This window comes from Clostridium sp. AM42-4, from assembly GCF_003480105.1.
GTDB lineage: Bacteria > Bacillota > Clostridia > Lachnospirales > Lachnospiraceae > Brotaphodocola.
Genome location: NZ_QUIK01000025.1, coordinates 262 through 13,706, shown reverse-complemented (window position 1 = coordinate 13,706; position 13,445 = coordinate 262). Strand labels below are relative to the sequence as shown.

Genomic DNA, 13,445 nt, shown 5'->3' with positions numbered 1-13,445 from the left:
GTTTTTATACGCACAAACCTGTTTGAATCTGTATTGCGTTTATACCGGGATATAAGTCTGGCCGGTTACTACAATGAACAGTAACATCAGGATTACTGTGATGATCGGAGCAAGAACGAATACAACTGCACATGGCATGTAAGAGCTCTTGTGGCTGTTTCCGGTGTAGCTCAGTACAGATACGACCAGTCCGCAGTGCGGAAGGGAATCCAGAGTCAGAGCTGCGATAGAAGTACAACGGGACAGAGCTTCCAGGTTTACATGGTTCGGGTTGGTTGCAAGATCGCCGATGAAATTTTCAATAACAACCGGCATTGCAAGACCGATACCACCGGTACCAGAACCGGTAACACCTGCCAGACCACCTACGGTAACAACAGATGCAACGATCGGGTTGCTGAATGCGCCAACCAGCAGGCCGCACAGGGTAGCGTAAGCCGGAACCATCTTTACAACGGAACCAAAACCTACGATTGCTGCGGTATTGAACAGGGAGGATACGCCACCCATAGCACCGTCGCTCATCATCTTCCAGAAGTTCTTAAGATCGAAGCTCTTGAAGAATAAGATAACAGCGGCCAGAATACCAACCAGCAGGGACAGCGGAACTGCTAATTTCACTACATTCAGGACGATCATTAAGATCAGCATCGGAGCCAGTGCTAACAGGAAGGACGGTCTGTTGGAGATATCCTTTGCAGCCTTCTCCTCCATAACCTTTTTATCTGCCTCAGTCAGCTCGAAATGCTCGCCGTTTTTCTTGCAGCGTGCGGTATACCAGAATACGAATACTACAACAAGAGCAGTCTCAAAGATTGCAAAACATACACCAGGAACCAGCCATGCAGTCGGTGCTACACCTAATGCAGTAGACGGGAGCAGGTTATGTGCCTGCGGAGATCCTGGGATCCATCCTGAAGAAGTACCTGCGCCTGCGAAATAGAACAGCGGCAGAAGTCTTCTCGGGATATCAGCCTCTTTGAACAGGGATAACATTAACGGATACATTGCAAAGAATGCAACGAATACGGAAACGCCGCCGAAGGTTAAGATCCAGCCAACCAGGATGATTGCCGGGATAACAGCCTTTGCGCCAAGCTTTGCAACGATAGTCTCTGCGATCGCATCTGCTGCACCGGAGTTATCGAATAACTTACCGAAGATTGCACCAAGTACGAAAATGCAGAAGTTGCTGGTGAAGTAACCACCTAAGCCCTGTACATAAGATGTATTGGCTGTGTCAGTCATGCTCTGTAAGAGATACTTGCCAACACCTACATCTACTCCTGCACCTGTGAACAGCGCTGCGGTCAGCAGGCAGAACAAAGATGCGATGAATGCGGAGTAGAAAACCGGGACACCTTTGAATACGAGCAGGATAACAATTGCGATACTCAGAAGAATCAGAAAAATGCCCATGAGTTGAAACCCCCTTCTTTATTTTGCATATTACCATTCCTGAACAATCCTGTAAGCTTACGCGATCCGCTGGTCAGACGTACTGCTCTCTGCAAACGTTCCTGCTCAGAATCCGGACGGCTCTGCCTTATCTGTTCAAAGCCGCCGGACAATCTCTTTTATTATATTTGTTGGATATTTTTTTGACAATAGCATTAATCGACAAAAAACTTGTCTACTAGTTGGTTAGTTTTGACAATGATTTCACAAAATGGTAGTGGCAATTGCAAGGGCCAATTTCATTGTGCTTCACGCAGTGAAGCTGTTACGGTTCGCACAGGCGTGCCACAGACCGGACAATCAGTCTCTTGCTTTCATCATAAAGGTCCATGCCATATCTGTGATCACGGTACCCTCCTGGTTTACCAGCTTCGCGGTGCATTTTAAAATACCTCTGCCCGGCTTTTTGCTGTGGTGTGCATCGTCCGGTGTCATCTCCAGATGAACGGTATCACCGATGCACAGCGGTGCAAGATATTTTGCAGTCATCTCCAGAAATGCGATGGTTGTTCCCTCGAAAATTCCCATCTGGTTGGATAAGCCGGTAGAAATGATCAGTCCCAGTGCGCCATGGGCAACACGTTTTCCAAACATATTGTTTTTTGCAAACTCGTCATCCATATGGAGCGGGTTGAAATCACCGGAGACTCCAGCGAAATTTACCACATCTGCCTCCGTAATGGTACGTCCTACGCTCTCATAGCATTTGCCGATCTCAAAATCCTCCAGATAATAACCCTTTGCCTCGTAAGCCATGTTTTTTTCCTCCTAATCGTTTATGTTTTTTATCATATAAAGAACTTTTTTCCATCATGCATTGCGGGGAAGTGTTCCCCGCCTTTTCCAAATGCATGATATCTTTGCCTTAAGCCTCTGCCTTTGCCTTCAGGATCTCTTCCAGTCCGAACGGCTCCGGTGCAAACAGGCGTGCATCCATCAGCGCAACCTTCTCCGGGATGACCGGCTTGAATTCCATATAAGGAAGGATATCCTTCTCAATGTCAATGCCAGGTGCAACCTCAGACAGCTCCAGGCCCTGATCGGTTACCTTGAATACGCAGCGCTCGGTAATGAAGAGCACATGCTGTCCTTTCTTCCGGCTGAAATCTGCACTGAAGGTGATCTGCTCTACAGACTTCTTAAATTTAACCTTCTTGCCTTCCTGGAGGATGACAAGCTTTCCATCACGCACTTCTTCCTTTAAGCCGCCTGCAGTCATGGTGCCGCAGAAGATCACATTATGGGTAGACTGGGAAATATCAACCAGACCGCCGCAGCCTGCGATACGGGTACCAAACCGGCTCACATTGACGTTACCTGCATTATCTACCTCTGCGAAGCCCAGGCAGGTCATGGAAAGGTTGCCGCCGTTATAATAATCGAACTGGGAAGTCATCGGAAGAGCCGCCCATGCATTCACTGCACAGCCGAAGTCCTGTCCGCCTGTCGGTACACCACCGATCAGTCCACTCTCGATGCTTAATGTGATCTGGTCACCGGCACCTTCCTCTGCTGCTACTGCTGCCACGCCCTCCGGAATACCGATACCAAGGTTTACAACGGAATTCGGCATTAACTCTAAGGATGCACGGCGCGCGATCACCTTACGCTCGTCAAATGGAAGGGATGCAAAGCCGACACCATCCAGCTTGTAATGTCCAGCCAGTACCGGGTTGTAGTAAGAGCCTGGGGTCTGACGGTGGTTTTCTTCTGGATTTTCACTGACAACGATCGCATCAACCAGGTTTCCAGGTACCACAACCTGGGTACGGTCTACGGATCCGGAGGCTACATAGTTTTTCACCTGTGCGATTACCTTGCCGCCCATTGCCTTTACAGCCAGGGCTACATCCAGGGCATCGATCGGAGCACCCTCCTCTTCCATAGTGATATTGCCATGTTCATCTGCTGTCGTACCACGGATAAGGCCAATGTTTAATTTCGGCATCTGGTAAAACAGATACTCTTCCCCAAGAATATCTACCAGCTTTACCAGATCGTCCTTGGTGGCATCGCTCATTTTACCACCCTGCAGACGCGGGTCGCAGAATGTACCAAGACCGATCTTTGTGATCTCACCTGGTTTTCCTGCTGCTGCCGCACGATACATATGGGAAATAACACCCTGCGGGAAGTTCCATGCCTGAACCTTGCCGGCATTGACTAAATCTACCATTCTGGTGTTGTTTGCGAAATGTCCGGTTATGTAACGTGTGATGAGACCTTCATAGCTCATCTCACAGATACCCTGGTCTTTATTATTTCCATTGCCGGCTCCATGCATCAGTGTAAGTCCGCACGGATGACCGGTCTCCTGAAAGCGCTCCCCGATCGCGCGGTAAATCTCGCGCGGCACAGTCATCAGCATAAATCCGGAAACCGCTACGCCGTCTCCATCATGGATCATGTCCAGTGCTGTATTCAGGTCTACTCTTTTACCCATTTTTACATACCTCCTTTGTGATACTTATTTATTAAGCAAAATCCATGCCAACTTACCGGCTGCATTTTCGCCACGCATTTGACACATTTTTAACATCTTTTTTCAAAATCCCTTGTTCGGAAGTTGCAGTTTTGCACATTTCTGTGTTGCAGTTTTGCAATATTCGTTGCATATTAGCAACATTTTGTTTATAATCAGATTTAGAAAAACAACACATTCAACGGATAGGGGTATTTTATGGATACAAACAGAACAAACGGATACGAACATAGTTATTTGTGTGAAAAAATCATCGAGGAGTGTTACGACAGCATCGTAGTGACCGATGCCGATGGACGCTATATCATTGCAAATAAAGCGACTGAAGAATGTATGGGACTTTCCAAGGAACAGATTCTTGGAAAACGTCCTGACGATATGATGGCAAAGCATGTATACACCAATTCCACCATTCTGGAAGCCATGCGCACAAAAAAAACCGTCACAGGTCTGGTGAATGTGCGGGGTGTCAACCGGCTCTCTACCAGTCTTCCATTTCTGGATGAGCAGGGCAATGTCGAATTTATCATGACCAACAACCGTTCCAATATCATCATGGACGAATTTGCCAGACAGCTTGCCTACGAGCAGGAGCAGCACGACCGTTACCGCAACATTGCGGATTATCTCTACACCTCCAACGAAACCGATATGGTCTGCAAAAGTGAAAAAATGCACGCCCTGCGGCGGGACTGCGCAACCATTGCCATTGCCGACAGCTCCGTTATGCTGATCGGGGAATCCGGGGTCGGAAAAGAACTGATCGCCAAATTCATCCATTCCCAGAGCTCCCGCAGCATGCAGGCATTCATCGCCGTAAACTGCTCTGCCATTCCCCCAGAGCTGTTCGAATCTGAATTTTTCGGTTACCGCCCCGGCGCCTTCACCGGTGCAAGCGCCAAAGGAAAGCCTGGCTTTCTCCGCATGGCCCACGGTGGTACCCTCTTTCTCGATGAGCTTGGGGAGCTTCCGCTTTCCATGCAGTCAAAGCTTCTGCGCTTCACGGAAAGCGGGGAATTCTACCCGGTCGGAAGCACACAGACTGAAAAAGTCGATGTGCGCATCATCACGGCAACCAACCGGAATCTGATGCAGATGGTAAAAGAAGGAAGCTTCCGCAGCGACCTTTATTACCGTCTCCATGTCATCCCGATCCGTATTCCGGCTCTGCGGGAGCGCCCGGAGGACATTGAAGCCATTGCTGCCTACTACATAGAACGCTACAACAAAAAATACTGTAAAAAGACCTGCCTCTCCGAAGACAGCTTAAACCTGCTGCTGCAGTACCGCTGGCCCGGAAACGTGCGGGAGCTGCGCAATGTGATCGAGCGTGCTGTTCTCATGTCACAGGCTGGCAGCCCGGACCTTCCCTTACGGCCCATGCTCCATTCCGACTGGGACGCCAGAGAACTGCGGGAGCAGGACCTCACTGGACAAAACCAGGAAATGTCAAACGCACTCAAATCCCTGGAAGCTTCCGTTCCTTCCATCCCTATGCCAGATCCAGACCTGCCTCTTGCAGATGCCATAAAGATCTTTGAGCAGCACTATATCGACGCAGTCATCGCCCGCCATAACGGAAAGCTCAGTGAGGCAGCCAGATCCCTTGGCATCCACCGCACCACCCTTTACCGGCGGCAGAAAGCCATAGATGGTCTAAGCGGTGCACCTTCTGGGAAATTCTGATTATAGATCATACAAAGCAGCAAACCCCCGGACCTGTATCTGCCAGAAACCAGCTTGCCGCTGACATTTTCTGCCAGAAGCGAAAAAACGAAGAAATTCTGCCAGAAGCGAAAAAAGACGGAGAAATCCAGCAAACTGGATTTTCCCGTCTTTTCTTCATTTCTGTTAAATTAACCCGCAAATCACATAAAACAAAAATCATATAAAACAAAAGGCACTCCTTTTCAGGAATGCCCTTTTTATACGTGCGCGAGAAGATTCGAACTCCCGACACCTTGGTCCGTAGCCAAGTGCTCTATCCAGCTGAGCTACGCACACATATTTGTTATTTTGTTGAGCTCTTGTTCGCTGCAACGATGTATATGATACCGCATGTTTCCTGTTTTGTCAACACTTTTTAAAAACTTTTTTCAAAAAAATTTTAAAGCCGTTTTTCACGGTTTTCCAGTACCGGTCGACTGCGGGAAAAATGGCTTAAATACGCCATTTCCCGCAGTTTTCTCTTTCGCCGGTATGCCACAGGAATCCAAACTTTTCTTTTCCTGGTCTTATGGAATGACTAAATTTTTTACACGGTTCCCAGCAGATAATTGATAAACTGCTGTGCAGTACGTCCGGAAATTCCGCCATGGCTTAACTCCCACTTGTTTGCTTCCGCACGGAGCTCGTCATCGGACATGGCCAGTCCGGCACGGTGTGCCAGCTCTACGACAATGTTGAAATACTCCTTCTGGGACGGCTTAGAGTAATTGATGGTAACACCGAAACGATTTACCAGGGAAAGCTTTTCCTCCATGGTGTCGGAGCGATGCATGCCGTTCTGGCTCTCAACATCGTCGCGGTCACTCCAGTTTTCTTTGATGAGGTGTCTGCGGTTAGAGGTTGCATAGATCAGGATATTATCCGGCTTGGTCTCTACGCCACCCTCAATGACCGCCTTCAGGAACTTATACTCAATCTCAAATTCCTCGAAGGAAAGATCATCCATATAGATAATGAAACGGTAGTTACGGTTCTTGATCTGGGCGATCACAGAAGACAGGTCCTTAAACTGGTGCTTGTAGATTTCGATCATGCGCAGGCCCTGGTCATAAAACTCATTGACGATTGCTTTGATACTGGTAGACTTACCGGTACCGCTGTCACCAAAGAGCAGAACGTTGTTGGCCTTTTTGCCCTCCACAAATGCCAGGGTATTGTCGACCAGCTTTTTCTTCTGGATCTCGTATCCGATCAGGTCATCCAGCATGACGGCATCCATGTTGTTGATCGCGCAGAAGTTTACGCCGCCATCTTCCCTGGACTGGATGCGGAATGCCTTATTCAGGCCAAACATACCAACGCCATAAGCTTTATAGAAGTTCGTCACTGCGTCAAAGAACTTATCCTCATCCGGTGCAGCCGCCAGCTTTTCACTCAGCATACGGACCTTCTCGCTCACATTTTTATTATACATCAGTTCTTTTTTCCCAATTGCCTTATAATCGGTCAGGCGGGTGAAACAGTCAATCCCCAGGTATCCCTCCAGACCACTGAAATCATAATGGAACAGCTCCATAAATGCTTTAAAATCACTCTTTGCAAAGTAATTAACACTTCCATCGTTAGCGCCCACCTTCTCGCAGGTAATGCTGAACGGGTTCTCATTGGTGATCAGCAAAAATGTCAGGTAATTCTGCCATAAATTCTTGTCAAAACCATAATCGGTTGCCACCTGGAGCAGGTGCTTTACCTGGGTAAATGTTCTGGTAACCAGCTCTTCCTTTGTCTGGCTTTTGTCATCTGCCTTCCGGGTGATATCTGCCAGCTGCATTAAGATGGTATCCTTCGGCATATCGCCGTAAATCAGTAACCGTGAAACAATCTTGTACATTTCTCCCCCCGCCTTTCTTCGTTACTGTTCAGTAACATCTTTTCTTCTAAAACGTGATCATGTCCTCGTGACATTTTACCACATCTCTCCATAAAATAAAAGACAGAACAGCTTGCGCCATTCTGTCTGGTATGGGGGAACAAATAAATTGAAAGTCTCGTATTCTTATGCTGCTTTGTACTTCTCGATGTTGTGGAAAAGATCTGTGCAGTCGTTGCTGTAGATTTTTAAGTTTACAGTCTGGTTAAAACCAAGATTCATGATTCCCAGTAAAGACTTTGCATCTACTACAACACTTCCACGGCAAAGATCCATATCAAAAGGATACTGCTCTACCGTTTTTACAAACTCCAGTACTTCATCCGGATTCCGGAAAGTCAGATTTATCTCTCTCATAATGGTCACTCCTTTAAATCTGCGAAAAACGAAAAATATGATCAATTTGTTTTATGTCATCTTCTTTATGTTGACATTATTCTACCATTTTCGCAGAAAATGCAAAGAGGAAATTTTTAAAAAAGGAGTAACTATTTAAGGTGTTATTCTTTTATCAATGATTTTCTTTCCGGAACTGTGCAGGAAGCATGCCAACCTCCTCTTTAAATACCTTGCTCATATACTTTGGGTCCGAATATCCCACCATTTCCGCGATCTGGTTCAGTTTCAGCCCGGAATGCAAAAGAAGCTCTTTGATGCGCTCGATCCGCATCTTCCGCACGGTTTCTGTAAAAGACATGCCCGTTTCTTTTTTGATCAGCATGCTCAAATACTCATCTGTCACGCAAAGACGCCCGGCCAGCTCTTCCAGCGTGATTCCCTGACTGTAGTAAGCTTCCATCATGGAGAGAGCCTTCTTTACCAGCAGGCTGACATTTTCCGGACGCTCTAATCCTCCGGTGATTTCCTCATAAAAATGCTGCATCAGCTCCCTGATACGCTGCCATGAAATTGCCTGGGACAATTCCCCGACAATGTGCTGCATGGAAATGTTATCGGTTCCGCGCCCCATCGAGTCAGAAACAGTAACCAGGGCTACCACCAGCCTTGTCCATGATTCCCGGATCTCATCTGGATGATGCGGCTCTTCTACACAGTACGCAATGATCTGCTCCAGAATACGGTCATATGCTTCCTTATCCCGCTTCACCACAGCCTGCTTCAGCTGGGACTCTAAATCCAGTGAATATTTTATCGGCACTGTCTGGGTCGCACCAATCTGTTCTTCCGTCATCAGGTTTCCTTCCGGAAAGCATAGCTTCCACATTCTGGCATGCTCCAGCTTCTCAAATCCCGCTGAGAATTCCGCCAGTCCCTGACAAACTGTCCAGCTAAAGATCGGAGCATGCTCCAGCGTGCGGTATGCTGCCGGAATCACCTGCTTCTCATACCAGTTCCTGATCTTTTCCGGATCCTTCATCTGGTAGAAGATCACAACGATCGCCCGGTAACGCACCGTTGTCAGCATACAGGCCTTATATTCACTTCCTGCCTTCACATACGGCTCCAGAAAGCGTTCAGCAGGCTCATAATAATTGTCATAGTAATCGCTGAGATAGGCCATCATGATTGCAAAGGTACCATGGCTGTCAAGACCATACGCCGCTTCTGTATAGTTTTCCAGTTCTTCGTCCACATCCAGCTCCGCAAGCAGGGCGGAACGGAAAATCTGCTCCAGTGAAAGCAGCTTTTCCTGGATTTTTCTGGTTCCTGCAGCCTGCTTTAAAGACGCACTGACTCCCTGGAGAGTCTTTTTCAGCTCCTCAATCTTGATCGGCTTTAACAGATAATTCTCAATTCCCAGCTCAATAGCCCGCTTTGCATAGGAAAAATCAGAGTATGCCGTTAAAACGATCGCTTTCCCCTGAAACCCGTTTTCCCGCAGCTTCTCCAGCATCGTCAGACCATCCATCTCCGGCATTTCAATATCCATGATCACCAGATCTGGATTTTCGCCGGAAATAAGCTGGTATCCTTCCTGTCCGTCCTTTGCAGCACCGGCTACCTCATATTCTGGATCCAGCTTCGGCAGCATCCTTGCAAGTCCGCTGCGAATAGACTTTTCATCTTCCACTATTATTATCTTCATCCTGACTGCCTCCACGTATCGCACGAATAAACAGATGCACACTGGTTCCTGATCCTTCCCGGCTCTCGAAGTACATCCCGTGATTTTCCCCATAATAGAGCTCCAGACGTTTTCTTACATTGGCAACGCCCACATGTGCCCCGGCGCTGCTCTTCTTATTATTTAATTCTCTCACAAGTTCGGGCGAAATGCCACACCCATTATCATGAATCCGGATATAAAACTGCTCTCCGGATAATTTCATGGAAATTTCAATCCGGCATGGCTCCTTCATGCGGCGGAATCCATGATTGATCGCATTCTCTACAAAAGGCTGTAACAGGAGCTTGTGGATCCGGTATCCCATCAGCTCCTTGGGGATATCCGTAACAACCGAAAGAGGCTGCTCCAGCTTTTCCTTCTGCAGCATGATATAACGCTCCAGCCAGGATAATTCCTGGCTGATGCTCACCATATCCCCAGGGTTCCGAATAGAATAGCGCAAAATATCTGCCAATGCCCCAACCATACTGCTGATTTCAAATTCATCGCACTCCAGAGCTTTCCAGTTAATGGTATCCAGGGTATTATACAGAAAATGGGGATCGATCTGCGCCTCCATGGCCTGAAGCTCTGCATTTTTTTGTTCCACGGTAGACTGCTTTACTGCCTCCATCAGCTTCTTTAGCTGAACAGACATCTCGTTAAAACCGGCTGAGATCCGCTCCAATTCATTGGCAGGCTGGGATGCTAGTGGGATCTGCACGGAAAAATTTCCATTTTCAATCTCCGACATCGCATATCCTAAGCGGCCCACCTGCTCCAGCATGGGGCCTGTCATCAGACTGACCAGTGTTAGGGAAAGCAGCATCAGGGCTGCAAGTGTTCCCAATCCAATGCAGATATTGGTAAATACCATCTGCTCAAACTGGGCCGTCTCATAAAAATGATAGACATCCCATCCTGTTTTTTTATTTTTTGTCTGCAGCACCCGGTATCCCCGCTGCGGCTTCGATAAAATACTGCTTCCAATCTGCTTCGTATCAGCGGCAGCAATGATCTGTCCCGATTCACAGACATAAACCGATGACTGGGCACTGACCTGAATCTCCTTCCATAGTACAGACTGGTCCACACTCAGGATGACGGTTCCGATCCTGCGGTTGATATTCCGGTAATCTGCCAGACGCCGGACCAGCTGGAACATATGAACCGGATGCTCCGCCTCACCGATGACCTCAGAACTTCCGCGGTACAGCGCCATCTGATCCTGTATATCGCTGACCGAAATCCGGTTTGCCCACTTTGTAGAAACAAAAGAGGCTGCTCTCTTATCATAAAAGCAGACCTGTCCCGATTCTGTTATCAGGGTGATTCCCTCTACCCCTTCATTCCGGTTACAGATGTGTGCCAGATTACGCCGGATCTGGTACTTTAGCGCATCAGATGGTTTTTCCGATTCATTGATGTCTTCTACCAGCTCGATCATCGCATCGTCCGTGCAGAAATCGTAAAGGACCATATCATATTTGTCCACAATCATCTGCAGTATATGGTCGGCCGTATTCAATTCCCCGCTCAGCTCCCGCTGCAGGTTGTGTTTCATGATCTTCCAGGTCTGTGCCTGCAGGTAAAGGGAAAAACACAGGATCGGAATCACCAGGACAACCGCCAGAAATATGATCATAGACCGCAGGCTTCTACTCTTTTTCATAACTTTCCCTCCTGATCCGGTTGATCCGCTCAGACAGCTGCTCTAATTCTTCTGGTTCATCTTGCCCCAGAATAACCCGGTTGATGCTTTCCGCAAGCTCCATGGAAAGCGACGGCCAGTAAGCCTCTCTCTCCCGGAGCTTCGCTTCCTTTAAGTAATCCCAGCACGCTTTCTTTTCCGGATTGTTCTGAATCTGCGCCTTCAAAAGATCCTTTCTGGCAGACAGGTATCCCATGCTTTCTATATACTGGCTAGTCTGTTCCGGCTCTGCCATATATCTCACAAATTCCCTTGCCTCTGCCTCATGCTCCTGGCAAGCCACGGCAAGCACCTCTCCACCACTGACTGTGATCGAATTTTCCCCACATGGAAGTCTGGTCACTGCAAAATGAAGATCTGGATTTTCTTCCCGGATCTCATTTTCATAGCCCGATATCATAAAGACCATAGCAATGTTTTCATTGGCAAATTCCCATGCAATATCGGAAAGAGTCATATTTACGTTGTCCTCGCTGAGTGCCCCATTCTCGGCCAGCTGCTTCAAGAAGCCAAATGCCTGCTCTCCAGCCAAAGAGTCGATCTGTGCCAGCGTTCCCCCATAATTCCAGAGAATTGGTAAAAAGCAAAAACTGCTTTCCTCACTCTGCAATGCAGGAAATGCGCAGCCAGATACCCGTTCTGAGGTAACACGCTCTGCAGCCTTCACGAATTCTTCCAGTGTCTTAGGCGGCTCTACGCCAGCCTGGCTCAAAATATCTATATTATAATAAAACATCAGACAATTCATTCCCAATGGCAGACCAACCAGATGCCCGTCTTCGCGGTGGCAGCTGATCAATGCCCTGGACAGGTAATCTTCCTTACGGATATCAGATGACAGGTCCTGTAAGATTCCTGCCTTATCGTAATACTGGATATCCGAAGAATCAACCACGACCAGATCTGGAGTTTTCCCCTCTGCTGCAGCAAGAATCAGCCTTTTCTTAAAATCTTCATCCGCAATATAATTTGCCTGGATTTCAATCTCTTCATGGGTTTCATTAAATTTCTGAATCAGCGATGCAAGACAATGCCTGGCATCTTCGCTTCCCCAATAATGCCATAGCTGAAGCACCGTCTTTTTCTCTGGCTGGCTCACCACCTCCGGTGTACAGGCCGTAAGACACACTACCATACAAAGCAGCATGAACAGAACCATTCTTTTGTCTATTTTCTTTCCTGTTTCCTTTCCTGGCATCTTCACCGTCCTCTTTGCCGCTTTCCTTCCCATCTTCGCCACCTTCTTCTCATCGTTCCGGTTTCTATGGCAAAACATTGTCTCTATTTCTGAGGCTCTGCCGCAGATTGTTTCATGCGCTCATGTTCTTCCTTTATTTCCTCATATAAATGGTAAAAGGTCCAGCTTGCATTAGTTGGGGTGATAATTGCTTTTAATTCCACCTTAGGTACTCCGGCCTTCCGCAAAGCAGCTAACAGTTCATCGATCCGGCGGCTGGTAAAGCCCTGCATGACCAGCACTTCCTCCGGTATCACCTTTGCTGGATTCTCGTTTCCCTGTTCCTCCAAATTTCCCACCTTTTCAAACCCTGCAAGACCTGCAAGCGCACCCACTGTTTCCATCACCTGTTCCGGACCTACATTGCGGATCCGGATTCCCATACGCACCAATACCCCTTTTAGCTTCATTACCTTTGATGATGGCTGCGGATTATAATAAAGGATCATCTCGCGTGCTGAATTTCGAATCATGTTCTTTACCTCTTTTCTTTATTTTTTGTCCACCGCATGCAAGCATGCGTGTCCACATGTGTTCCGCGTTCACTTTTGCCTTCGCGCACATTATACACGATTCACGAAAAAAAAGGTATCTCTGTAAGTACAGAAATACCTTTTTCACGTAAATGCCGCAGGCCGGAATCGAACCGGCACGGGAGATTAGTCCCGCAGGATTTTAAGTCCTGTGCGTCTGCCAGTTCCGCCACTGCGGCATCTATGGCTGACTCGCCAAATGGGGCCTATAGGGCTCGAACCTATGACCCTCTGCTTGTAAGGCAGATGCTCTCCCAGCTGAGCTAAGACCCCTTTTCCAATATGGAATTGTAGTAATCTGAGAAACAGATCAGCGACCCGGATGGGGTTCGAACCCACGACCTCCGCCGTGACAGGG

Annotated in this window: 10 protein-coding genes and 3 tRNA genes; 1 reads left to right on the top strand and 12 read right to left on the bottom strand. The window is 47.8% G+C overall.

The genetic code is table 11. The features are described 5' to 3' along the window. Positions 1 to 39 precede the first annotated feature (39 nt). The 3 genes from DW922_RS15460 to DW922_RS15450 form a co-directional block, all read right to left on the bottom strand. Positions 40 to 1,419, bottom strand: a complete 1,380-nt coding sequence (locus DW922_RS15460; protein WP_118718667.1) for a GntP family permease — start codon at positions 1,417 to 1,419, stop codon at positions 40 to 42. Positions 1,420 to 1,758: 339 nt separating this feature from the next. Continuing rightward, entirely contained in the window at positions 1,759 to 2,214 is a 456-nt protein-coding gene (locus DW922_RS15455) for a MaoC/PaaZ C-terminal domain-containing protein (RefSeq protein ID WP_118727042.1), read from the bottom strand. 109 nt (positions 2,215 to 2,323) lie between these two features. Next, complete coding sequence (locus tag DW922_RS15450; protein WP_118727041.1) at positions 2,324 to 3,901, bottom strand: CoA-transferase; 1,578 nt, start codon at positions 3,899 to 3,901, stop codon at positions 2,324 to 2,326. A gap of 237 nt (positions 3,902 to 4,138) precedes the next feature. Between DW922_RS15450 and DW922_RS15445 the strand changes: the two genes are divergently transcribed. Then, entirely contained in the window at positions 4,139 to 5,626 is a 1,488-nt protein-coding gene (locus DW922_RS15445; protein WP_118727040.1) for a sigma 54-interacting transcriptional regulator, read from the top strand. A gap of 244 nt (positions 5,627 to 5,870) precedes the next feature. Here the strand turns inward: DW922_RS15445 and DW922_RS15435 are convergent. The 9 genes from DW922_RS15435 to DW922_RS15395 all read right to left on the bottom strand — a co-directional run bounded on the left by DW922_RS15435 (position 5,871) and on the right by DW922_RS15395 (position 13,360). After that, a tRNA-Arg gene (locus DW922_RS15435) sits at positions 5,871 to 5,944 on the bottom strand. Positions 5,945 to 6,194: 250 nt separating this feature from the next. Further along, complete coding sequence (locus DW922_RS15430; protein WP_118718662.1) at positions 6,195 to 7,499, bottom strand: ATP-binding protein; 1,305 nt, start codon at positions 7,497 to 7,499, stop codon at positions 6,195 to 6,197. A 165-nt stretch (positions 7,500 to 7,664) separates the two neighbouring features. Further along, the gene (locus DW922_RS15425; RefSeq protein ID WP_118718661.1) at positions 7,665 to 7,895 is read right to left on the bottom strand and encodes an HPr family phosphocarrier protein; all 231 of its coding nucleotides are present in this window, start codon (positions 7,893 to 7,895) and stop codon (positions 7,665 to 7,667) included. 154 nt (positions 7,896 to 8,049) lie between these two features. Then, a complete protein-coding gene (locus DW922_RS15420) occupies positions 8,050 to 9,585 on the bottom strand; it encodes a response regulator (protein ID WP_195715090.1) in 1,536 nt (511 codons plus the stop codon). Next, a complete protein-coding gene (locus DW922_RS15415) occupies positions 9,560 to 11,278 on the bottom strand; it encodes a sensor histidine kinase (RefSeq protein WP_118727038.1) in 1,719 nt (572 codons plus the stop codon). The genes DW922_RS15420 and DW922_RS15415 overlap by 26 nt, the downstream gene beginning before the upstream one ends. Further along, positions 11,265 to 12,515, bottom strand: a complete 1,251-nt coding sequence (locus tag DW922_RS15410; protein WP_207666307.1) for an extracellular solute-binding protein — start codon at positions 12,513 to 12,515, stop codon at positions 11,265 to 11,267. Before DW922_RS15410 ends, DW922_RS15415 begins: the two co-directional genes overlap by 14 nt. 83 nt (positions 12,516 to 12,598) lie before the next feature. Next, positions 12,599 to 13,027 carry a DUF3783 domain-containing protein gene (locus DW922_RS15405; RefSeq protein WP_118727036.1) on the bottom strand — a complete coding sequence of 143 codons (429 nt, stop codon included), beginning with the start codon at positions 13,025 to 13,027 and terminating at the stop codon, positions 12,599 to 12,601. A gap of 153 nt (positions 13,028 to 13,180) precedes the next feature. Continuing rightward, positions 13,181 to 13,266, bottom strand: a tRNA-Leu gene (locus DW922_RS15400). A gap of 21 nt (positions 13,267 to 13,287) precedes the next feature. Further along, positions 13,288 to 13,360 (bottom strand) — tRNA-Val (locus tag DW922_RS15395). Positions 13,361 to 13,445 lie beyond the last annotated feature (85 nt).